Source organism: Samsonia erythrinae (genome assembly GCF_004342665.1).
GTDB classification, from domain to species: Bacteria; Pseudomonadota; Gammaproteobacteria; order Enterobacterales; family Enterobacteriaceae; genus Samsonia; species Samsonia erythrinae.
In genome coordinates this window covers 1-23,190 of record NZ_SMBY01000017.1, presented here as the reverse complement: position 1 = coordinate 23,190, position 23,190 = coordinate 1, and the positions used below count along the sequence as shown (strand labels likewise).

The following is a 23,190-nucleotide window of genomic DNA, read 5'->3' as shown; positions in this document are numbered from 1 at the left end:
TCCCGAAGGTTAATTTAATAAAGTGAATCAGGCAGCGTGAATTGACTGAACAGACCACCGGCGAATGGATTATGGTTTGCATCGGTATAGACGCGATACGTCATCGCACCGTTCTCCAGCGAGAAGCGCACATCGAAGGTATTCTCATTCACCTGAGTCAGCTGGTCGCTATTGATTAACCGGAACATTGCCCACGGGCCGCTAAAACTTAAGCTGCGTGGCGAACGTTCACGATCGTTAGGCACCAGCGTCAGCTTACTCTCTGCGCCATCACGCATGCTGTTTGGCCACACCAGCGGCGTCTTGTTACGACGACCATGGCTGTACTCCAGCAGTTGCCCGTCGAGATTTAATACGCTGCGACGCTTGTTCGCCGTCAACTCCAGCGGCTCCAGAACAAAATGAACTTCCAGACTGCCCTGCGCATTAAACAGGGTCTGTCGGATACGGGCAGCACGCTCAAGCTGTTTCACCAGCTCAGCCTGCAATGGCGACGCCATGCCTTCTTCCAGCATGCCGCTTTCCATCATTGCTTTGAGATGCGTTTGATAGAAACTGTCCAGCGTCCCGCCAGCCATGAAGAACATTTCCATTTCCGATAGCGGCACGTCTTTGTCGGATGACGGGTTGAAAGGATAACGATCCGCCAGCTTCTCGTTGAAGGGGGTGACGACCTTATCCAGCCATTCCTCATTCAGTGACGACATCGCTAATCCAGTCACCAGGTTGGCGCTTTCCCCGGCGAGTTGCCCGACCCAGCGGTCCAGCGGCTCGGGAAGGCTGCGCGCGTATTGTTGTAAGGCGAACACCGGATCGGAAAACTTATTTCCCTGCCGGACCTGCACGGCTTTCAACGCCGCCTGCCCCGGATCGGTCGCGTTAACGATCTGATCGAGATAATGGTAGAGATCGGTCAGCTTCTGATTGACCTCTTGCACCAGCGGCCCCTGTTCGCCACGTCCGCTTAGCGCCGCGTTGATGGTCATAAACGGACGACCAATCCGCGTGTTGATATTCTGTGCCGTGTCGTTATTATCCTCGGCCAGCTTGCGGATACGCGTGTTATCGCTGACCGTGGTCAACACTCGCTGGAAGGGCTGATCGTTGCCGGTAATATCCGTGAGAATATCGAGCGCCTGTTCGGGCGTATCCAACGTCTTCACATCAATGTTCGCCAGCGCTTTCTGCCACTGGTTGATGTAATCCGTAATGTAGCGATCGTTCACCTGACGCAAAATTTCACGCCGATCCGCGTCGCTGAACTGTACCCGCTCGCGCTGTCCCAATACCCAGGCATCCAATGCCGTCAGCTCAAGCAGCGCTTTATCCTGCTTGAGGTAATAATCGCTAAAACCGGGATAGGTCAGCAGTCGCGGTACGCTCCCCGCTTTATCATTACGCAGAGAAAATACCGGATCAAACGTCGGCCCGACTTCATCACGGATAGCCAAATCAGGCGGGAGCACCTGCGTCGCTTTCATCACCAGACTCTGGTAAACGCGTTGATACATCGGCAGTTTGCTCAATTCACGTTGGGCCAACACAATCGGCTCTCTAAACGGGACAAACGTCTCGATCGCGACCGCGTCTTTCTGCTCACGCGCCTGATGCCAGTCGGTATGTTCGAGGGCATAATCCAGATGCTGCATCAGCTGTTCCTGCACATTGCCCTGTCCGGGGAATGCACGCTGCCAGCGCTGCGCCATAAACTGTTCGACCAGCGTTTTATTCCGCCCTGAGGCATCATCCAGCATGCGCATAACGCGCAGAATCGTCAGTTTTTGTTCGCTATTGGCCGGCGCCTGATTCAGATCCTCCAGCAACCCCTGCATCACCGCGGGCAAAAAGCGCTGACTCAACATTTGCAGGTAAGTACCTTCAACATAAGGCCCGATCTTATCTCCCTGATACAGGCCAAGGTCGGCCAGTAGCGGCGTGCGATCGTGATAATTACCAAAGGAGAGCGTCGCATCGCGAATCAGGTTCAGGCGCGGCAACTGCTGATAGCCGTAGCCCGGTTGCCCTTCCAGCTCGTTAGTACCGATGAATGCCTGCGCTTTCGTTAATACGTTACGCCCGGCTTCTTCATTCACCCGGTAGAAATGATGCCAGGTGCCTATCAGCGCCAAACTGGCGAGCAGCATGCAGCCAATACCGATGCTGAGACGACGTCGGCGATACAGGCTGTGTAAACGGTTTTCCCCCGCCAGACTGGCCTCCGGGAAAATCACCTCAGGGAAAAGGCGTTGAACGAAAAACGTATTCGATTCACCGCGCAACGCGGGGCTAATCGGTTCAGGGAGCTGATAACGACGGGAAGCCGACTGCGCAAAGGCATCAAAAGGCACCCCTTGTTGATACACGGAGCTAACGTAAACGCCCCGGATAAGGAACGCGCGATCTTCATCTGTGGCTAAGGTTTCCGTCAGCACATCAACGACGTAATCCTTCATCCCGGACAACTGGCGCACAAAGGAGAACAGCGAATTGCGCACGCTTCTGTCAGATTGCGTTAACAACATGTCTGGCAGATTGTCATTTAAATGCGCGACCCATTCATCCCAGAATCTCGCCAGCTCTTCCAACCAGTCTTTGCTATTGCTCGCCTGCGGGGTAAACGTCACGCCCAGCACCGCCTGGCGGGCTTCACGGTTCAGTTGGCGATAGACCTTGTCAAACCCGCTGAGCATATCCAGTCGGGTCAGCGCGACATACACCGGCAGGCGTGTATTGATGTTTGTCGAAATTTCCTGCAAACGGGCCCGCATGACCTGCGCATAGGCTTTGCGTTCCGCCACGCCGGACTGCGCCAGCCAGGAAATATCCAGTGTAAGAACCAGACCGTTAAGCGGCTGACGGCGGCGGTTTTCGCTTAACCACTGTAGCAGGTGTTGCCACAACCGGGCATGACGCTGGCCAAGTGAATCACCTTCCAGCTCAGGTTGGGCAAGCAGTTGCCCGCTGGGATCCCAAATCACCGCGGATTCCCCGACCCAACTGCTCACCAACTGGCCTGCCGCCACGTCCCGCAGCGCCGCATCCAGTTTCGGATTCAGTTTATTCGCCGGATTAGCGCGATGGATCAGGCTACTTTTGCCGCTCCCGGACAGACCAATCGTCAGATACCAGGGCATCGCATACAGCGCCTTCTTGCCCAACTGAGTCTGGAAAGCTTCCAGCCAGCGATCGAGAAAGGTCTGTTGGCTGTCGACGTACACCTGCAACGGATCGCGTTCGATCGCCTGATGTTCATGGCGCTCGGCGCGTACCTGCCGCACACGACGCCAGACGCGCCAGGCGCTATACGCGAAAGCAAGCCACAGCCAAACCAGCGTGAAGATCACACGGGCCCCGACGCTCTGCAAGGGGCGCACCTCGCCTACCGTCAAACGAGGCCCCAACCACCAGGCCAGAGCCAGCACGGCGATCCACAGTATCACGCCCACAAGCAGCCAGGAGAATTTCAGTGTAGGCAATGCCTTGCGTAGAAAGGTTTTGATTGTATTAAACATAAGTGACCATTCACTCCGAATGTCTTATTTTTTACGGGACGCCGCCAACCGCTCCACGCGGCTGACCATACCCGGTTCCCATTGCATCAGGCCCAACTGCTGACTTTCCTGCCACAGGTGCTGATAATGCTGTACCGCGAGCGATTTCATCCCTTCTTCAGCCAGCAAATCCGCCAGCACCAGTTCGGCATAAAAACGATCGCGTGGTTCTTTCAAACGACGCAGACGTTCATCCAATAGCGACAGCGCAGCGCCGATTCCCTTCTCATCCCGGCAGGCGGCGGCTTCCGTCGCCAAATCATCCTGCCGGACACTTTCGCCTCTGACAGGCTGACTGGATTGCAGCCACTGGCTGCACTTGCCGGTCAAAAATGGCGAACCATCACTGAACGCCAGTTCGCGCAGCGCCGGCAAACGCTGAAGAAACGCAGAAAGCTCTTCAGCAATGGCGCTGGCGACAGCGCTGTGCCCCAACCGCGTCGCCACCGAGGCGGAGAGCATATGGCCATCGAACCAATAAGGCGCCAGCACCAGACTCTGTTCTATGCGTTCCCACAGCGCTGAATCCGCCTGCGCCAGTGCGCTTTGGTATTCATCCACGCGATCGGGCGAGACGGACGCCAGTTGGGTTTTATTCCCTCGGGAAGACATGGGCGGCGTCAAAATGCCGGACCAGATAGCATGGCGTCGCAAACGGTATCCGATAGGGGAGTCAGGATGTCGCTCAACCAGCAGCGTCGCGACATTCAGTTGGGTCTGTCGCCAGCCGCGATCGTCGGAGGCATTAATCTCCACGGTGCCGACGGGCGTCGCTGAATGTGAATGCTCACTGTTCTCCCCCGCTCTGGATGCCCCTGCGCTGCTGGCTACCGGCGTTGGTTTCGCCGTTTGATTCGCCTGCTCCTGTTCCTGTTGGCGCTGTCTGACGCGCCTAAAGCTCTGCACCAGTTCATCCGTCAGCGCGGCCTTGTCGCTGGCCAGTTCACCCCAGCGCACCGCCAGTTGTTCCGCTAATCGATGCAACTGATCCAGTTCCGCGCCCGATGCGCTCTCGGCAAGACGAGGAATCGCCGCCTCAAAACGTCGGATTATCTGGATCATCAGTTTCTGCTTCTGGACCAGACTAACCGGCCAGGCGGTCAGCCAGTAACCTTCCAGCCAACAGTCCAGCAGCATCAACGCGGTGGCAAGCGGCGTCGCCTTCGCCGGATGCTGTAAGCAGCGCAATAGCTGCACCAGCACTCGCATATCTTTGGTTTTACTCTCCAGTAAAGTCAGGCAATTTTCCGCTACCGCGTTAAGATCGACCTGGCTATGCGCCAGCGACCCCAGCTTGACCAGCTCGGTTTCCACCTTTTCCCAAAGCGGGTCGTCGGCCTCAACCGCCGCGCGCAGCGCCTCATCTGGCAGTGACGTCAGCAGGCGTTGACACCAGGGGTGTGTATGCATAAGCGTCTCCTTACCAGCGACACTGCTGACGCAGCGGCGTTAATGCCTCGCCCAGCCCGGCCAGTTCAATACGCAATGCGTGACCATCAGCGCCGCTCAGCACCAGTTCGCGATGCCCTATCCAGCGCTTTAACGCGTCAATCGCTGGCAGACCTCGCCCTGACTCCAGCAGCAGCCCACGGTTACGAATAAACCAGTTGTCGGACACCGACACACCATCAAGCTGTGAAGAGACCGATTCGCCAGTCCAGGGTTGACGGAGAGTCAGACGCAAGTGGGTGATATTACTGGCACAGCTAATGACCAAGGTATTGCCATCGGCCAGCACGCGCGTGAGCGTCATATCCCCGCTTTCCGCTTCGCGCCCCAGTTGAAATGCCTGATCCGCCGTCGCGTTATCATTCTGTGGGGACAGCGTGCCGGAGCGTTCGGCTTCCCGGCCCAGCGCGTCATAGCAAGCCAGTCGGATCTCTGAAGCCTTCTCGCTACGACACTGTTCCCACAACGACTGCCAGGCAGGATCGGGGACAGCGGCGGTTGCCAACAGTAGGGGAGCCATCGTCAGAAACATTAATTTACCTCCAGCTTCTGGCATTTGTGGTCGAGTGTACGTTTAGGGATATTGAGGCTCTCAGCGACCAGCGCGCGATTGCCTTGAAACTGGCGCAGACGCGCCTCAATGACCGCGGCTTCGTACCGTTGCGTGGCGATCTTCAGATCGCGGATGTGCTGGTAACAATCCTGTTCCTCAACCGCACGGCCTGTCAGCCGGTCGCGCAGTTCCGGCGGCAGCGATGCCAGCGACAGCGCTTCGCCGTCCGGCGTATGCGCACAAGCCACTTCCAGCAGGTTGCGTAATTCCCTGACGTTGCCGGGAAAGTCATATCCCACCAGTTTCCGGAGGAAAATGCTGTTCAACGGCCCAAGACGTTTTTGTTGTTTATCCGCGAACTGACTCATGAAGTGCTCGCACAGCAGACGAATATCATCTGGTCGCTCGCGCAGCGGCATGACCTGCAACAGACACTGGCACAGACGATGATAGAGGTCCTGTCGAAATACCCCCTCTGACACCTGCTGTTCCAGCGGCTGATGCGTTGCGGCAATCAGGCGGAAGTCTGAATGCACTTCTTTATCCGCGCCGAGCGGGCGGAAACTATGCGTCTCCAGTACTCTTAACAGCTTGGCCTGCATGGACTGCGGCATATCGCCGACTTCATCTAAAAACAGGGTTCCACCGTTGGCCTGCTCTACCAGACCAATTTTGTTGCTTTGCGCGCCGGAGAACGCCCCTTTCTGATAGCCAAACAGCTCGCTTTCAATCAGGTTTTCCGGGATCGCCGCGCAGTTGATGGCGATAAAGGGTTTGTCGGCACGTTCGGAACACTGATGCAGCAGACGCGCCACCACATCTTTTCCCGATCCGGTTTCCCCCTGAATCAGGACGGAAAGGCGGTGGCTGGCCGCCTGATAAATCTGCTGATGCAGCGCTTTAATCACGGCTGACTGCCCCACCAACGTTGCTTCCACCCGTTTTTCCTGCTCGCGCCGGCTCTGCCCTTCGTCTTTGATCTGACGGAGCGAATGCCTTAACGCGATCTGTTCCCGCCGGGTAGACATCAGCTCACGCAATAACATCAGTTGACGGCAAAACACCTGCGCCAACTGCTCGCACTCGCCCTGTTGATGCAGCGTTTTCAGGCGTGCTGGGGTATCCAACAGCGCCAGCACCGCCAGCGGTTTGCCGTGCTCCGATAACAACGGCAATGCATGAAGACCGCAATCCGTTCCAGCGGCGAGCAACATTTGCCGGAACTCGCGGTGCTCGATGCGAGCGCCGCCATAGAGCGAATCCCAGGTCCGTATCTGGTTTTTATGCAGCACATACGCCAGAGGATGACTAAAGTCATCGACCCCCAAATTCAGCGCCACCGGCGTTTCTTGTACCCAACCCTTGCAGGCCAGTTGCCTGCCGCTGACGTCCACCATACCCAGTAGCATCCCTTGCGGTTGCCAGGCGGTCTGCATCGTCTCCAGCAGCCAGCCGCATAGGCTGGCTTCATCATGTTGCCGTGTGAGAGCTAACGCCAGTTCGAGGGCATGCTGCATACTCAGCCCTCCACCTCTGTCTGGAATTGGCCTTCTTCAACGCGGAAATGAATACGACTGACGGGTTCCCCCGCAGACAATCGTTGCAACAGCTGTAGCGAAACCGGCGGCAACAGCTCCCCATCGATCACCGATTCGAGCATGCGCGCCCCGTTTTCACTGCGATTCGCCAGCCGCAGAATCGCTTCCGCCACTTCATCGTCGATGACGACATCGGCGCCAAAGCGCTGCTGTAGCAAGGAAACCAGACGCGACAGTTTGCCCTGTACGATTTCCACCATAGTGTCATGCGCCAGAGGCAGATAAGGGATCACTTCCATGCGCGCCAGCAGCGCCGGTTTAAAGAACGCCGCCAGCTCAGGATAGAGCGCGTCCAGCAGCACATCAGGCTGTTCGGCGTAGTTTACGATCGTCTGGAACCCAAGGTTGGACGTCAGGAAAAATACGACGTTGCGACAGTCAATCACCCGGCCTTCACCGTCCGCCAGTTCACCTTTATCGAACGCCTGATAGAACAAATTCAGCACGTCCGGGTGCGCCTTCTCGACTTCATCCAGCAGCACCACGGAGTACGGTTTCTGGCGAATGGCCTCGGTCAGGACGCCGCCTTCGCCAAATCCGACATAGCCGGGAGGCGAACCAATCAGGCGTGAAACCGTGTGTTTTTCCTGATACTCAGACATATTGATGGTGGTCAGATAATTGCGTCCGCCGAACATCAGATCGGCAATCTGGACCACGGTTTCCGTTTTCCCCACGCCGCTTGGCCCCACGAGCAGGAAAGCGCCCAGCGGACGCCCTGGCCGACGGAGATCGGCCCGCGCGGTCAGCAGGTGTTTATGCAGGTGGGCAATCGCCAGTTGTTGACCTTTGATCGTTTCGCCCAGAAATTCAGGCAGCCGCGTGACAACATCCATTTCGCCTTGCGAAATCCGGTTAAGCGGCACCCCCGTCCACTCGGCGATCACCGCCGCGACCTGCGTTTTATCCACATGGGGAGACACCAGCACGGAAGCGTGTTGCAGCGCTTCTAACACTTGTTCGCAAGCGGCCAGCTCTGCCGCTGCCGCATCGGCATCAAAGTCATCTGCCTGCGCTTCATCCAGCAGCGCCGTTCGCAGCTCAATCACCCGCTGCACCTGTATTTTCTGCTGCTGCCAGTCGGCGTCCAACTGCGCCAGCTCTGCCGCGCCCGCCTCGCGGGCGTCGCGCAGTTCGGCTAATCGCGCCTCGGTATCGCCCAACCCGATACGCGCCTGACGTTCAAGCTGTGTAATTTCCATCTCTTGTTGGCGCAGACGGGTCTGAAGCTGGCTGACGGCACGCGGCGGCGTCGTCAGGTTGATTGCCACACGGGCGCTGGCGGTATCCAGCACGTCTATCGCCTTATCGGGCAGTTGACGACCGGAAATATAGCGGGCCGACAACTGCGCCGCCGCCTGAAGCGCATCTTCATCAATCAGAACGCCATGCGCTTTTTCATAGATACTACGCAGCCCACGCAAGATCACCGTCGCCTCTTCGGCATTCGGCTCACCCACTTTGACAAGCTGGAAGCGGCGGGAAAGCGCTGCGTCCTTCTCAACATACTTTTTGTATTCGCTCCAGGTCGTTGCCGCGATGGTGCGCAACTCGCCGCGCGCCAGCGCAGGCTTGAGCAGGTTGGAAACGTCCAACCCGCCCGCCTGATTCCCGGCGCCGATTAACGTATGCGCTTCATCGATAAACAGAATGATGGGGCGTGGCGCCTCCTTCACTTCCTGCATGACGCCCTTGAAGCGTTTCTCAAATTCCCCTTTGACCGACGCGCCAGCCTGCATCGCCCCCAGATCGAGCGTGAGCAGTTCCACATCGCGTAATCTTTCCGGCACGTCTCCGGCCACAATACGCAGCGCCAACCCTTCGATCAGCGCGCTTTTCCCCACCCCGGCTTCCCCCACGACAATCGGGTTATTTTTACGACGGCGAGAGAGGATATCGATCATCAAATCGATTTCGTGGTCGCGGCACAGCACGGGATCCAACTGTCCCTGCCGGGCGGACTCCGTCACGTTTTGGGTATAGCGCGATAGCTGCGTGGTCGCCGCAGCGGCCTGTTCCGGCGTGGCGGACGATACGGCAACATCGGTTTCTACCGAATCCTTCACCCACTCATCAAACTGCTGTCGTAACAGCTCACGGTTAATCTGCGCCAGCGGACGGGATATCGCACCGGCCAGATAGCGGTTTGGCGTCATCAACAACACCAGCAATAACACGCCGCTGCGCAGGCGGGCGTGTTGGAACTCGGCGGAGGCCAACAGCCAGCTATCCTGTATCCACTCCACCAGCAGCGGAGAAAATGACGGGTATCCGGCATCAAACCCTTTATCCACAGAAGAAGGTAACAGCAGCGAAGAGAGTTCATCCACATCCACATCCGCGCGCTTGAGAATTTGGCGCACGTCGCATAGCGGCGTCTCCAGCATTTTCATCAGTAGGTGCTCAATGCGGATTTCCGCGCCCTGATGTTGAATACAGAGCGCCGCGGCTTCCTCCAGCATATGGCGGCATACGGGGTTGAGTCGTTCAACCAATGTCGGCAGTTCAATTCGGATCACGGTGTGGCTCCTGTTATTGTAATAATTCGCCCAGTTGACGCAGAACGTCTTGGGTCTGATGAGTTAACTGATAGCGATACAGGCCGAATACGGCCGCCAGAATCACACACGCGCCGATAAACAGCGTGCGTAAAGAAACCTGTTTGCGCAGTTGATAGCGCGAAGCCTGCTGTCCCAGATTCATATGGAACGCCATCGGTGAAGCCGCGGGTTCAGGGCGCAGCGTGTCATGTAATTTCCTGACAATGCGCTCTAACTCCTCACGCCCTTGCGCCATCACCCGATAGCGCCCTTCAAACCCCAGACAAAGGCAGAGATAGATAAACTCAAGGATGTCCCGATAATGAACCGGATCGTCCAACAGTTTCTCCAGCAGAACAAAAACCTTTTCGCCGCCCCACGTTTCATTGTGAAAACGCGTGAGCAGGGAGTGCGCCGACCACACACTTTGTCCGCCCCATTCGCGCCCCATCACGGCTTCATCAATGAAGGTACACAGGATGTAGCGGAAGGACAGAATCACACCATTTTCATAGCCATGAGAATGCAGTTCCTGCTCGATAGCCTGAATTTCGGACACCACGCGCTGATAGAGATCTTCCACCCCTTCATAGGCGGAGAGCTGGCGAACTCGTTCCACCATGCCCAGCAGGGGCGTAACCGCATCAATCATCGGATTAATGCTCTGCCCGCGCAGGCGAAACCAGTAGTCAGAATCCATATCCAACTGCCGGGCGTGGTCAAAAAGCAGATCGCCCAGCCGATCGTTTTTAATAACGTCGATACTCATCTTTTCCTCTCCTTACTACTGGCCGCGAATGGCCCAGAGCTGCATATCCAGCTCGGGGAACTCGCCGGCAATGTGGAACGCCAGCGTGTTGCCAGACACCAGCACTTGCCATGAAGGGCTCTGCCTATCCAGTTGGAAGTAGCTGTAACCCGCATGATAAGGCAGCTGACGTGGCGCAACCGGCAGCGGCAATAGTGGGATACCCGGCAGTTGCAGGCTGATCAGTTCGCGGATCTTCTCGCTGGAAGCGATCTTCGTCTGTTGCAACAGCTGTTTACGCAAATGCTCCTGCGGCATACGCGCGCGCACCGCCAACACAAACTCGGCGCTGGTCATCAGTTCCGCATCCCCGACCATCGCCACCATCACGCCATACGGCTGTTTCTTCAGTTGAATAGAGACGGCCCGCGGCGACAGCACCGTGCCCAATGCCTGACGCAGCGCCATCATCAGCGGCTCAAAGCTGGCTTGCTGATGCTCATGTCGGTAAGCCGGGAACTCCGGCGGCAGGCGCGATTCATCGGTAAACGTCATCAGTTCGCCACAAAGCTCGACCAACGCTTCGTGCAGTCGTTCGGGGTGTAACGTGCCAAGCCGCGCCAAATGCGACAGCTTCGGCTGCGCGCGGTTGAGCAATTGCAGCATCATAAATTCCGCCACATCCGCCACGCCCTGCTGTCCCGGCGCGGCAATGCGCTGCGCCAGGCTGCGAGCCCGCTCGGCAACCAGACCCGCGGATTCGCCCAAAAAGCGCTTTAGGGTTGGGATCGCGGTGACGCTGATGCTGCATGGCATAAAATTAGGATCCAGAACCAATCCGCCGTCAGGGCGTTTATCCAGAATATTGGCGATGGCCAAAGAGGCATAGGCGCTGCGATCGTCGCGATCGAGCATCAGGCGCAGGCTGACTTTGCCAACCTCCAGAGACACAATGTCTCCGTTGTCGCTATGCAAATCACGCACGTCATGCCGGTGGGACTGCAAACGGCTGGCGATGCCCTGCCCCGGCTGCCCGACTTCACTGACGCCGTTCACCGCCAGCGGAAGCGCCAGATACACCTTCTGGTTTGCCAGCGCGACATCGGTGATCTCCAGCGGAAGCGGCAACGCGTCATCACCCGGAATATTGAACACGGTGCCGTCAGGCATCACGCCGCTGGCATTCACCAGCGCGATGCGGCCAAAATTGAGGTATTCCTCATTAATCGTCAGCGACTGCAAGCCATAGAAATAATCACTAAGAGCGCTGAGACGCGCATGCAGTGCGTAATCGGTGTGACGCTGCTGCTGCTGAAAATGCTGCGGCTTAATAAACAGGCCTTCCCGCCAGATAATGCGATTGCGACTCGACATAATTATTCTTCTTCTTGGTCTTTTTTGATTTCAACTTCATCCCGGCGCAGGTGCACGAGGATCTGATACGTTTGCCCGGTGTTCTTTACCTTGATCACCTTGCGCCATTCCGTACTTTCCGCATCCGCATAGCGCGCCACCACGCCGATGTAGTGCACCTTTTTATCCAGCGCTTCTGGCGGCAGATACTTAAACTGCCCCGGCAATAGCGTGTAGTCCTGATGATCGATGTAGTTCTTGGCTAACGCTTTTTCGATATCCGTCGCGATCTGGTCATAATCAGTCGCCAACAGACGCGAATCCTCCGCCAGCAGGATCAGTTGGAATTCGATGGGGGCTGCGTCACCGCTTTCATTCGGGTTCACATCCGGCTCCGCCAGCAGGCTAAAACCGACGGTGGAAGGCTGATGGCTGTTGCTGCCCACCTGAATATCGGGATTCATGGCAACCTTGCCCATCTTGCCCAACGTGGTGCACCCCGATAGCAGGAGCACCAGAGAACACCAGCACAGAACCCGACGCATCATTCCTGCTCCTGCTGCTGACGGACGGCCCGGTCATACGCCTGCGCGTATACCTGATGGAACAACTTCTCGAAGCCCTGCTGACGAGGTGAAGTCAGTTCACGGTAATAGTGCTGGTACATTTCCCATGCCCAACCGTCATCGGTCGCCATCGTCTCGCCACTGCGACGATAGTGCGCAAAACGCTGAATGAGCGCGGCGGGGGAAAACGCCTGAAGGATAGATTCCAGCGCTACGGCAATCGCCTGCTGGTTCGCCACATGGTGCACGCGCACATTGTTCAGCACTTCTTCCACGGCGGCTGGCGCAGAGAGGTGAACCGGGCTTTTCCCTTCCGCAAACAGGATTGATAGCGTCTCTGCATAGCCCAACCCCAGACGTAGCGGGTTATCTTCGATCGGGCGCAAGTGCGTATCCCCCAGCGCGCCTTGCGCGGTCTGCAATGCCAACAGGCCTTCAACCATTGCGCGCAGGCTTTTCCCCATTTCTTCCAGCATTTCACGCCATTGGGCGTCATCGCCAGGCTGAAGCGACTGCCCCAGTCCGCGCATCAACGGAGCCAGCGACAGATTGTCACTGTATCCCTCCAACGCTTCGCCCGCGTAGGGCGTATTAATGGTCGGTAACTCGACAAATTTCTGATCCATGGTGTCCTCAGCAGCAGAAAAAGAAGAAAGAGACGGTGTGAGCGATTCGCCGGTCGTCTCACCGTCTGACGGCAAGAGCGGCTGGCTTTGTTCTTTCTGTAGGGCCCACAGCGGGTCATTCAACGCCACCGCGGGATCGGTCAAATCCGTAGCGCGACTGTTTTTATCTTCACTTAGCCAGCCGCCCAGCACATCGTCCGTCCGTTGCCCTAATACCTGATCGATATCCTGTTCCGTCGTGGGATCGCCGATATATACCCCCAGCCGGAACGGCCCTATCGTCAGCTCGTCGCCGTGCGACAAAATCACTTTGCGATCGCGCCCGATCGGAGACAGCGAGCCGTTAATAAACGACTGCCCGCTCAGATCGCACAGACTGAAATAACCATCGGTCATTTCGATACGCGCATGCTCCGGCAGGACGGCCCCAAGACGATCCCGTAGTTGCCACTGATCTTTTTCCGATGCGCCCAGCGTGCCGCCACGGTGATCGAACTGATGTTGCACCTGAGAATTAATATCGAGCTGCTCACTGTTGAGCACAACCAACGTGAGTGGATGGGTTACGTTCACATTTACTCCTGCACACAAATCGTCACATAAGGATCCGTTGGCGGCTGCCCTAAAAAGCTGCTCCATCCCAAACGGCTACTCTGCTCACTTCCCAGGCTCAAGCCTTTGGCTTCGCCTTCGGCAAAACCAAGGCGCAGATCCCAAGCCAATTGATCGCGAAGGATGAAAGAGACAAAACGGACCAGCGGTTGAAAATTCTCGCCGTTAGGCAAAAAACTGAGAAAGCGATTAAAGCTGAGATTACCGACCCTAAGCAGAAATTTACCGGCACAGTCACTCACTTTATCGCCGATAACAAAATCACCGCCCAGCATCATGTTTCTTTTCCCTAAACGGTTCTGTTGCCCTTCATGAATAGGAACACGACGATGCTGCCAGGCCATCACGGTGACATCATCCAGGTCGAAGCAGTGGATAACCAGGCCCGCGACCACTTCCGGGGAACGACTGGGGCTCGCCAGCACGCCGGCATAAGAGAGCATCTTGGCGCGGTTAACCGGCAGGCTGTCGCGCACAGCGTCATTTCCTAACCCCACAAGCGCAAACATCAACCGGGAAAAACCATCCTCGCCATCATTCTGAAAGCGGACGTGGTAGCGATACTTACGCCATGCGCGGTGCAGCAGCGTGAGTAATCGGTGGTGAAAGAAATCGAGAAAAACGCCCAGCTTCTGCTCACCCTGTGCATATTCCCAGGCTAACTCCTCAAGGTAGTAGCCCGGCATCGGCGACTGACTCCCGTGGAGACCGAGAAACGCGACCTCGACTTCCTGACGCCCCTCGTCATCGCTGCCTATCTGTAAGATATCGCTGGGGTGAAAACCAATGGACGCCGTGGAACGAAAACGCAGACGCTCTTGTTCCGGCCGGAAGTCCAGTTCCTGTTCCAGATCCACGCCTTCCAGTTGGTTAAGCAGTTCCACCAGTTGGAAAAAGTTAAAGCGCGAAACATCCTGACGGAACGTTACATCATTGAGTGTTGACCTATCTGTACCGGCCATCGGTAGCGCTCCTTGTTATCAACGTTAACGACTTCCAACAGGTGGAAAGCGTTGACGCTGGCATACAGTGAAAAAAAGTGCGCCAGCACCGTACTAAACAGATACAGTTCTCCCTCGCTGGAAAACGCGGACTGCCGAACGGACAGGACCGATTTCAAACCGCGAACCGGCATGCCCTGAACCAGACGGTCGATGGGGGTCGTCTCGATAGACTCAATCCCCGCCAGCCGCTTACGGGACGCCTGCTCCGCCTGTTTATCGTGCAGCGCAGGAAAGTCATAGGTACGCAGGATTTGCACCAGCGCATCACGCCGCAACAGGGACACATAGTTTAAGGACAGATTGGAAATGAGCGTCCAATGCAGGCTGCCATCCATTGCGGGACGCAACGGTCGCGTTGGTCGCATCAAATTACGAAACGTCGCGAAAGACGGTGAATTCCCCGTCGGGACACAAATTGCGCCTACGGGCAACTGCGCCGCCCGCGATCGGTTAGTGCAGGTCAACGTTACGGAGATAGACTCATCCAAATCAATCACTTCACGTTCGTCGCCGCGGACAAAAGAGAGCATGTGATCAAAACCATTGCCGTCAACAGCTTCTCTTACCCGAATGCGGTAATAGAGCGCCAACCTTCCCTTCGCACGCTCGATTTGATGCTGAAAGCTCTCAAAAGGCTGATACCGTCTTGGGATCCCGCGGGAGCGTCCTGAATTCCCCTCGACCCAGCCTTCGACCTTATCCACGGAGAAAATTTCAAAGCTATCGGCGTTGCGGTAGCTGGCCTTCAGCGGGTAGTCCGTCTGGCGTCCGCTGAGGTTGATGGGCTCGCTATCGTGCTGGAAGAGATTGATTGCGGGCACGCAGTTGAGCATGAACGAATCAGGCCGGATCTTCAGTTCCGCCGGTAGCGGACGATCAAAACAGAAATGAAGACGAAACGTCGTGACCGTCATGGGTAAATCCGGCCATACCGCGCCGGCAAGCTGGAAAAAGAGGAAACTTTCCGGAAAACAGAAGTACTCTTGCAAGATGCGATAACCCGAATACACATTACCGGGATACGGTAGCAGCGCATCTTCCCGCTCAAATCCGACCGTTTTCAACACGCTGGCATCCTGACGAAAGCGCTGACCGTTCACTTCCAGTTCAATGTGCGATAGCTTGCTGGCAATCCAGAAATAAAGTTCGTAGGCCGTATAGGTATCGCCCCCCAGATAGAAACGCAGCTTGTCGAGTTGCAGGTCATTGAGCGATAGCGGACCGTGCAGCGCCATGTCCAGCGTGATCGTGGACAGATCGTTACCGCTCTGCACCTTGATGTCGCGGATATCCGCCGGATAAATCCAGGCGTCGTGACACGTCTGAAAATGGCACACGACATCATCAATCGGCAGGCTGTCAAGCTCGCAGCCGCGCGCCACAAACGCAGGTTGAGCTATCGCCCCCGGGAGTACCGAAAACTGCATAATCGTCATGCTCGGTACTGGACGCAGGTAGTTAGGCCAGAGCATCCCCAGCAAACCATGTGTCAGTTCAGGAAATTCATCCTCGATCTTCGCCCGCAGGCTTCCCGTCAAAAAGGCAAACCCCTCCAATAGACGCTCTACGTCTGGATCCGTGGTTTGTTCCGACAAAAATCGGGTAAGCTCAGGGTGCGCCCTGGAAAATTCACGTCCTTGCAGGCGTAAATAGGTCAGCTCATCCCTGAAAAAATGTTCCAGTGACATAATCAGATCATTCTGTAATGGCGGTGGCTATCCATGTGGATATTAAAAGAGGTCACTTGTTCCAGATCTTCCAGCCTGACATGCGCGGTGACCTGAAACGACATCTCCATTGGATTTGACAAATAATCCGATGCGCTGACATCTACATGTACAATTCGAGGTTCAAAGCGACAAATACACTGCCGGATCGCCTCCCGGATTTTCCCCCGGATATCCGCTCCGCCTTGCGTCGCGTCATTAAAATCAATGACGCCCAGCTCAGGCGCGCTACGACAATTTCCAGGCCGGGTATTGAGCACGTTGTCCAACTGACGCTTAACGGACTCGATCAGTGCTTCAACATCCGTTTCAGGGGAAGCGCGCTGCCCTTCCCCCCGGATGCGATCGAACAGGCTAGCCGCATTTCCCCTTTCCCAGGCAGAAAGAGACGGCATAGACCTTATTCCTTATCCAAACGCCCTACCAGCGACAGCTCAAAGTTCGCACCCATGTACTTAAAGTGCGGGCGCACAGACATGGAAACCTGATACCAGCCTGGTTCACCTTCCACATCCAGCACTTTGATTTGTGCGGCGCGCAGCGGGCGACGGCTACGAACATCTGCCGGCGGGTTTTCCTGATCGGCAATGTACTGTTTAATCCAGGTATTCAGCTCGCGTTCAAGATCCTGACGCTCTTTCCATGAGCCAATCTGCTCACGTTGAAGCACTTTGATGTAGTGCGCCAGACGGTTGATGATGAACATGTACGGCAACTGCGTGCCAAGCTTGTAGTTGGTTTCCGCTTCTTTACCTTCTTTGGTGTTCGGGAACACCTTCGGTTTTTGCACGGAATTCGCAGAGAAGAAGGCGGCATTATCGCTGTCTTTACGCATCGTCAGCGTGATAAAGCCCTCTTCAGCCATTTCATATTCACGGCGATCGGTGATCAGCACTTCCGTTGGGATCTTAGCCTGAAGCTGCCCCATTGCTTCATAAACATGCACGGGCAGATCGGTAATCGCACCACCACTCTGCGGACCAATGATGTTCGGACACCAACGGTATTTAGCGAAGCTGTCTGTCAACGCCGTCCCCATCAGATAGGCGGTGTTGCCCCACAGATAGTGTTCATGATCGGAACTGATGTCTTCCTTATAGTTGAAACCTTTAATCGGGTTTTCAACCGGGTCATAAGGTAGACGAGCCAGAAAACGCGGCGCCGTCAGCCCCAGGTAGCGACCATCTTCCGATTCACGCAGCGAACGCCATTTCGTGTAGGCCGGGCCTTCAAATACGGATTTCAGATCTTTAATCGAGGGGAGATCGGTAAAGCTGTCTACGCCAAAGAAGGTCGGCGCGACGGAAGAGATGAACGGTGCATGCGCCATGGCGCCAACGGCGCTGACATACTGCATCAGTTTGATGTCTGACGAACTTTGCGTCAGCGCATAATCGCCGATGACCGCCCCGATAGGCTGTCCACCAAATTGACCATAACCGCTGGAATAGACGTGTTTATAGAAACCAGACTGTGTGATTTCAGGTGCGAATTCGAAATCTTCCAACAGCTCTTCTTTTGTCGCATGCAACATCAGCAGTTTGATGTTTTCACGGAAATCGGTGCGATCAACCAGAAGCTTCAGAGAACGCCAGGAAGATTCCAGGTCCTGTAGCTCCTTGGCATGCAGAATGACGTCAACCTGCTTACTCAGCTTTTTATCCAGTTCGACGATCATACTATCGACCAGCGCTTTATTGACGGGCTCGGCCGCATTACCACTATCCAGAATATTCGCAACCAACGCGGCAATACCCTGTTTGGCAACGCTGTACCCTTCATCAACCGGGGTGATACGCGCTTGTGCCATGATGTCATCAAGCAACGATCCGGAGGTACCGGCAGCCCCAGCCTGGGCCTGTTTTTCAACTACTGACATATTCGTTTCCCTATTGCGTCAATAAATATCAATTATTCGGCGGGTTTCACCAGATCGAGCTCTTTTAAAAGCTGTTCTCTGGCCTCTTCGCTGGACAATAGATCCTGCAAACGATTACGGAATGAGGGAATATTACCGAGGGGGCCTTTCAGTGCGACCAGGGCCTCACGTAAATCAAGAAGTTTACGTAATTCAGGTACCTGTTGAGCAATACGATCGGGGGAGAAATCATTCAGGCCGCCAATGTTGAGCTTCACAGGTAAATCGCCCTGACTATTTTCATCAAGTCGATTCGGCACGTTGAAATTCAACTCCAGGTTGGCTTCTTTCATTACAGAGGTAAAGTTGTTCTTATCGATAGAAACGGTCTGACGTTCTTCGATCGGCGTTTCCTCTGCGCGCCCTTTCATATTTCCCACGACCATCAGCGTCAACGGTAATTCTATTTCCGCTTGCTGCCCCCCCGTGGCCGGGACATATTTGATATTAATACGTTCCTTTGGTGCGACTGATGCACCGTCAGTACCTTTTGCCATGTGTCTATACCAACGTAAGGGCAATCAAGCCCGGTGAAGTAAAGTCGAATCCTACCAAAGCCCCACATGGTTCATAAACCAGCGGTAATCCGGCAAACAAATAACGTATTTGTTTTTCGACCAGCGAAATGAAATAAACTTAAACCGTATTAAAACGAATCTAAAACATCATACTAAAACCGTAAGATCACGGTTTTTCGGTGCAAAATAGAGTCGCACCCAGAAGGAAATTTAAAAACATTTATGTTCACACTTGAATCATACACACAACATAAACGCCTGGTCAATGCTTATATAGCTTGATAACTAAGCGGAACCACTAAAAACAAAACCAAACAAAAACAACAAGATAAATGATTCCCTTTTCAAAATCCGCCTCATAACAACAGGAAAAGACATTGATTTATCAATCAAATGAGTACGAATATATTTTTTACCTTTTAATTTCGTTAAAAACGAAATAATTAACGAACTAACAAAAATAGATTATTATGAACACCCTATTAATTTTATTTTATCAAGTTAACTACGGCTATTTTTTTGCTTTCTCCAGAATAAATAACTAAGTAACGGAACTAAACTATTTTAGTGTTAAGTAATAGATCCTTATATAAAATGAAAATGATTGTTTTTAATGCAATTATTTAGAATTTAACACCATAAAAATACAAAAAATATGAATTTTATACCGAAAAGCACAAATTTTACCCATTCAATAGCAGAAAACCATCAAGCCGGCAGCAAAACGAGCTTTTAATAGACAATATCAGGTTAAAAAATAACATCCCTTTAGCAGCAGAATCTTCCAGAATATCGGTAAGCCCTGGGGCGTGTTGGAAAGAAAAATGAAATATCAGACGGGTTATTACGCAATAGATATATCTTCTTTACGATTAAAATATTCGATAAAATATTCCCCTTCGACATGGGAATATTCTCAGGACAAATCGACCTCGGGTATCTGATGATTAATCCACCATGCTGAACACGCGGAGCCGCTCTCGCTGCCGTGCATACATTTAATCACCCCGCCCTGCGATGATTCGATGTCGTGAACATCACGCCCCAGCGGCCCGCTGAACACATGGCCGCAGGGGGCTTCTGCCGTAGCCGCTACCGAGCTGCGGTAAAAAACGTCTTAGGCGATGATGTCCACACGCTTTTGTTCAGCGCTTCGTCCAAATCCTGTAAACGCTTTGTCAGCACCAGCCTACGGGTAAACCCTGATAGGCCTGCATGAAATAACTGAGTGTTGCCCCAAGAGAGCCGTAGGCCATCTGGATTCGCGTCAAATCACCAAAGCTTATCTCTCCGCACAGCAGTCGCGGTAACGCCAATAACGTCGGCAATGGCGAGAGAAAGTGAGAAAAGAGGCTCTGGCCGAACGACACCTTGAACTCGTGTAAAATGACCGATAATGCATTGGCACGAACACGAGAAAAACGCTGAATAAGTCGTTCACCTTCCCGACCACCGCCTTGATAGAAAGCGACCTGCTCCGCATTCTCACGAACCTGTATGTCAAGAAAGCGAAAATCCCCTTCCGCGTTTTGTTGCTGCATATTCAGTGTAATCAACACCTTTCCCAGATAATGCGACAACGCCACTTTCAACACAATCGAGAGGTAGGCGGCATAGACCATGTAACCCGGGAAAGACCAATCATGACCGAGCAGAGAAAAATTCAGCGAACCAGAGATAGACCACAGCAAGACGGTTTACGTTAATCCAGAAGATAGCAGTCTAATAGAGCTATCGGGATCGCGCTAAACGACACTGCATGTCGTTTGCTGAAAAAGCAAATAGGGCACACCACCATTAGGTTTTCGTGTAAAGGGAAAGTTGCACGAAGCCAGACGGCACGAAAAGCCCTGTAGTAAGGAAGATGCGCTACGACGCCAATATTGCATGGAGAGCTGCGCTAAAACGGGCAGGGATAGATGATTTTAGGTTCCATGACCTGGGACACACATGGGTAAGCTGGCTGGAACAGGCCGGAGTGCCTATATCAGTGTTACAAGAAATGGGGGGGAATCTATCGAAATGGTCGACGCTATGCGCATCTGGCACCCAATCATCTCACTGAGCACGCGCGACAAATTGATGCTTTTTTCTACGTTCGTGTCCCAAATCTGTCCCACGATAGTAACGGAACAACAGGAGATATGGAGTAAGCAATTGATTTAAATGGTGATAATAGGAACAATACCTATACACTATTTTATTGATTACTAATAAAAATTAACTGTTTCATCTTTGTTGATACCCCCAAAGATACCCCCAATGGATTTTTTGTGTTCGTAGTGGGAGATTATTACTTGCCGAGAACTCCTTTTGAACACGCCGCACAATAGCGGATTGTGTCTAGAGGTGGCGTGCCCAACAGAAGCATGAGCCTAACACTGGATTGATATTGCTACTATCCGCATTGTCTTAGTGGAGGTAAGAGCAATGGCTACAGGTGAGATACTGTTTTATTGTATGAGCATGGTATTATAAGACCACAAGAAAAAAACAAGATTGAGGGGCCTGATGAACGCAGGAGAGATTGGAACTGAAGCCGGGCGTATTTTTGAATACAACTTACCAAGCCATTGGATTTTCCGAAGTCAAGAGGATCAAAATGATTTTGGTATTGATGGAGAAATTGAACTCAAAGATGGTAGTGGCAAAGCTCTTGGGAAAGAGAGTGTTTTCAAAGTTCAGATTAAGGGTGAAGAGAACTCAACCTTTATTCATGACAATAGCTTATTATCATTTACTCTCAAAACAGAGCGTTTGAGATATTACTTTGAATTTAAAGTACCTGTTATTTTAGTTGTGGTAGAGATCACATCAGAGAAAATATTTTGGCTCCCAATAACAAACAATGAAACATTAAGAGAAAAGGCATCAAAATCTGATCAAACTGATACAGTTCAAGTTCATATTCCAATTGAAAATACACTGATCAGAAAAGACATAGCATCAGCAAATAAAATATTAGACGCTGCCATAGATTGTTGGGATTACTTGAACATTAAGGGGCTTAAAGATTCTGTTGTCAGATATCCAATCATTAGCCCTTCAACTCTCGATAAGAAAATTGAAGATATAGGTGAAGCATTATATAAAGCGTATCATCAGCAGTTGGATAATCTTTTATCTGAAAGAAAATATGATGCTGTTTTTGAACGCTCTAACGAAATAAGCCATTCACCAATAGTTCCTGCAAAAGATAGATTTATAGCAGTTTTATATTACTTACAAGCATTCCAAATCTCTCCTTATACTAATATTAAAAGAGAAATTTACAGAGAAAATTTTTATATTTGCCAACATTTAATATTATTAGCTAGAGAGCAAAAAAGCCGGATTCACAGATTAATTGCTTTTGGTAAATCACGGAAAGCAAAATTTAAGGCTCAGTTGGATCAGCTTCATGCGACCCATCATTCCGTCAATCACTTTGAAGAAAAATCTTTAGAGCGTTATATTTTCAATGATCAAACTCAAATAATGTATAGAGATTGCTGCATATCCCTACAAAAGATCATTGAGTTATGTAATAGGATGACAAGAAACGGGCAATATCACATACTTGCAGATTTTTTTGTTGATATCTATGCGTCGATTTTAATATTCAAAGGAATCCATGAAGCACGGGGTTCGAAGGAAACAATTGATTTTCTAGACGATTGGTATGAAAGAATGTCATTATTAGTAATGACATATTGTGTATTATCAAAAGATATTGAAAAAATTGAAAAATTATACTTTCTTACTGCCACCTTGCTAAAACAAAACCCTAAAGCAACCCAACCCCATCGGAAGATGATTCTTTCAACTTTTCCTGATTTTGAGGAAGCCCTAACAGAAATAGAGAATCATGTTATCAGTCTTGACAGTCAAAAAGATTTTTATGATCTTACAACTGAAGAGCAAAAAGAATACTTCTTGAGTATGGCCAAAAATCTAGGAATGGATCCTGATGACCCACAAGGAGAACATCATGAATTCCTTAAAATTGGATTTGCTAATTATGACCCCACAAATATAATGAAAAATTGTGAGCATTTATTTGTTCATTATCGTCCCGGAGGAATATTTGCCCAATCATTGAGAATGCACTCTCTAGGTGGCATGCATCTTTTGATCTGCTTAAAGCACAGACATGCACAAGGAACCGGAAATTTATTAAGTCAATTATATGATAGTACTGGCAGCTATGATTTCGGTAATAGTTTCAAACAATCAAATTGTGATAAATGCACGGATTGTAAACCCAGAGAGGATGGCTGGTCATGGAGTCTCAAATGGTATTCAAAAGAAGTCGAACGTCATAAAGATCTTCTTAAGAAGTATAGATTTTAAGAGCCTGTCCGTAATTCTGTGTAATTGCCACTGTATTAAAGGTGAGCGCTCAGGCGGTCACCGAACTCGATAATAAAACGGCTCATCGCCAGCCG

16 protein-coding genes and 1 pseudogene are annotated in these 23,190 nt (G+C 52.6%); 2 read left to right on the top strand and 15 right to left on the bottom strand.

Annotated elements, in window-relative coordinates:
- Window positions 1–14 precede the first annotated feature (14 nt).
- The 15 genes from tssM to EDC54_RS16880 form a co-directional block, all read right to left on the bottom strand.
- Window positions 15–3,512: a type VI secretion system membrane subunit TssM gene (gene tssM / locus EDC54_RS16950; protein ID WP_132459124.1), complete on the bottom strand. Its 3,498-nt coding sequence runs from the start codon at window positions 3,510–3,512 to the stop codon at window positions 15–17.
- Window positions 3,513–3,536: 24 nt separating this feature from the next.
- Window positions 3,537–4,961 (bottom strand): type VI secretion system protein TssA, encoded by a 1,425-nt coding sequence (gene tssA, locus EDC54_RS16945; RefSeq protein ID WP_132459121.1) that lies wholly within the window; start codon window positions 4,959–4,961, stop codon window positions 3,537–3,539.
- A gap of 10 nt (window positions 4,962–4,971) precedes the next feature.
- Window positions 4,972–5,532, bottom strand: a complete 561-nt coding sequence (gene vasI, locus EDC54_RS16940) for a type VI secretion system-associated protein VasI (protein WP_132459118.1) — start codon at window positions 5,530–5,532, stop codon at window positions 4,972–4,974.
- Window positions 5,532–7,070 carry a sigma-54 interaction domain-containing protein gene (locus tag EDC54_RS16935; protein ID WP_132459115.1) on the bottom strand — a complete coding sequence of 513 codons (1,539 nt, stop codon included), beginning with the start codon at window positions 7,068–7,070 and terminating at the stop codon, window positions 5,532–5,534. The genes vasI and EDC54_RS16935 overlap by 1 nt, the downstream gene beginning before the upstream one ends.
- Window positions 7,071–7,072: 2 nt before the next feature.
- The gene (gene tssH, locus EDC54_RS16930; RefSeq protein ID WP_132459112.1) at window positions 7,073–9,670 is read right to left on the bottom strand and encodes a type VI secretion system ATPase TssH; all 2,598 of its coding nucleotides are present in this window, start codon (window positions 9,668–9,670) and stop codon (window positions 7,073–7,075) included.
- A gap of 13 nt (window positions 9,671–9,683) precedes the next feature.
- Entirely contained in the window at window positions 9,684–10,460 is a 777-nt protein-coding gene (gene icmH / locus EDC54_RS16925; RefSeq protein ID WP_132459109.1) for a type IVB secretion system protein IcmH/DotU, read from the bottom strand.
- Window positions 10,461–10,475: 15 nt separating this feature from the next.
- Complete coding sequence (gene tssK / locus EDC54_RS16920) at window positions 10,476–11,813, bottom strand: type VI secretion system baseplate subunit TssK (RefSeq protein ID WP_132459106.1); 1,338 nt, start codon at window positions 11,811–11,813, stop codon at window positions 10,476–10,478.
- 2 nt (window positions 11,814–11,815) lie between these two features.
- A complete protein-coding gene (tssJ, locus tag EDC54_RS16915) occupies window positions 11,816–12,337 on the bottom strand; it encodes a type VI secretion system lipoprotein TssJ (RefSeq protein WP_132459157.1) in 522 nt (173 codons plus the stop codon).
- Window positions 12,337–13,557, bottom strand: coding sequence for a type VI secretion system-associated FHA domain protein TagH (gene tagH, locus EDC54_RS16910; RefSeq protein ID WP_132459103.1), 1,221 nt, complete (start codon window positions 13,555–13,557; stop codon window positions 12,337–12,339). The genes tssJ and tagH overlap by 1 nt, the downstream gene beginning before the upstream one ends.
- Window positions 13,558–13,559: 2 nt before the next feature.
- On the bottom strand, window positions 13,560–14,558 hold the full coding sequence (gene tssG, locus EDC54_RS16905; RefSeq protein WP_132459100.1) for a type VI secretion system baseplate subunit TssG: 999 nt from the start codon (window positions 14,556–14,558) through the stop codon (window positions 13,560–13,562).
- On the bottom strand, window positions 14,522–16,288 hold the full coding sequence (gene tssF, locus EDC54_RS16900; protein ID WP_132459097.1) for a type VI secretion system baseplate subunit TssF: 1,767 nt from the start codon (window positions 16,286–16,288) through the stop codon (window positions 14,522–14,524). Before tssF ends, tssG begins: the two co-directional genes overlap by 37 nt.
- 2 nt (window positions 16,289–16,290) lie before the next feature.
- A complete protein-coding gene (gene tssE / locus EDC54_RS16895; protein WP_132459094.1) occupies window positions 16,291–16,722 on the bottom strand; it encodes a type VI secretion system baseplate subunit TssE in 432 nt (143 codons plus the stop codon).
- Between the two features lie 5 nt (window positions 16,723–16,727).
- Window positions 16,728–18,206, bottom strand: coding sequence for a type VI secretion system contractile sheath large subunit (tssC, locus tag EDC54_RS16890; protein WP_132459091.1), 1,479 nt, complete (start codon window positions 18,204–18,206; stop codon window positions 16,728–16,730).
- A gap of 32 nt (window positions 18,207–18,238) precedes the next feature.
- Window positions 18,239–18,742 (bottom strand): type VI secretion system contractile sheath small subunit, encoded by a 504-nt coding sequence (gene tssB, locus EDC54_RS16885; protein WP_132459088.1) that lies wholly within the window; start codon window positions 18,740–18,742, stop codon window positions 18,239–18,241.
- A gap of 1,199 nt (window positions 18,743–19,941) precedes the next feature.
- On the bottom strand, window positions 19,942–20,454 hold the full coding sequence (locus EDC54_RS16880) for an SbmA/BacA-like family transporter (protein WP_230514550.1): 513 nt from the start codon (window positions 20,452–20,454) through the stop codon (window positions 19,942–19,944).
- Window positions 20,455–20,461: 7 nt separating this feature from the next.
- Here EDC54_RS16880 and EDC54_RS16875 point away from each other — a divergent pair.
- Window positions 20,462–20,916 (top strand): annotated as a pseudogene (locus EDC54_RS16875) (tyrosine-type recombinase/integrase); the annotation flags it as partial.
- A 358-nt stretch (window positions 20,917–21,274) separates the two neighbouring features.
- Window positions 21,275–23,095, top strand: a complete 1,821-nt coding sequence (locus EDC54_RS16870) for a DUF4365 domain-containing protein (RefSeq protein WP_132459085.1) — start codon at window positions 21,275–21,277, stop codon at window positions 23,093–23,095.
- Window positions 23,096–23,190: the final 95 nt, after the last annotated feature.

What these genes read in the sequence shown, in the direction of transcription:
- tssM (WP_132459124.1), bottom strand. Translation starts at nt 3,512, where the DNA reads ATGTTTAATACAATCAAAACCTTTCTACGCAAGGCATTGCCTACACTG.
- tssA (WP_132459121.1), bottom strand. Translation starts at nt 4,961, where the DNA reads ATGCATACACACCCCTGGTGTCAACGCCTGCTGACGTCACTGCCAGAT.
- vasI (WP_132459118.1), bottom strand. Translation starts at nt 5,532, where the DNA reads ATGTTTCTGACGATGGCTCCCCTACTGTTGGCAACCGCCGCTGTCCCC.
- EDC54_RS16935 (WP_132459115.1), bottom strand. Translation starts at nt 7,070, where the DNA reads ATGCAGCATGCCCTCGAACTGGCGTTAGCTCTCACACGGCAACATGAT.
- icmH (WP_132459109.1), bottom strand. Translation starts at nt 10,460, where the DNA reads ATGAGTATCGACGTTATTAAAAACGATCGGCTGGGCGATCTGCTTTTT.
- tssK (WP_132459106.1), bottom strand. Translation starts at nt 11,813, where the DNA reads ATGTCGAGTCGCAATCGCATTATCTGGCGGGAAGGCCTGTTTATTAAG.
- tssJ (WP_132459157.1), bottom strand. Translation starts at nt 12,337, where the DNA reads ATGCGTCGGGTTCTGTGCTGGTGTTCTCTGGTGCTCCTGCTATCGGGG.
- tssG (WP_132459100.1), bottom strand. Translation starts at nt 14,558, where the DNA reads ATGGCCGGTACAGATAGGTCAACACTCAATGATGTAACGTTCCGTCAG.
- tssF (WP_132459097.1), bottom strand. Translation starts at nt 16,288, where the DNA reads ATGTCACTGGAACATTTTTTCAGGGATGAGCTGACCTATTTACGCCTG.
- tssE (WP_132459094.1), bottom strand. Translation starts at nt 16,722, where the DNA reads ATGCCGTCTCTTTCTGCCTGGGAAAGGGGAAATGCGGCTAGCCTGTTC.
- tssC (WP_132459091.1), bottom strand. Translation starts at nt 18,206, where the DNA reads ATGTCAGTAGTTGAAAAACAGGCCCAGGCTGGGGCTGCCGGTACCTCC.
- tssB (WP_132459088.1), bottom strand. Translation starts at nt 18,742, where the DNA reads ATGGCAAAAGGTACTGACGGTGCATCAGTCGCACCAAAGGAACGTATT.
- EDC54_RS16870 (WP_132459085.1), top strand. Translation starts at nt 21,275, where the DNA reads ATGAACGCAGGAGAGATTGGAACTGAAGCCGGGCGTATTTTTGAATAC.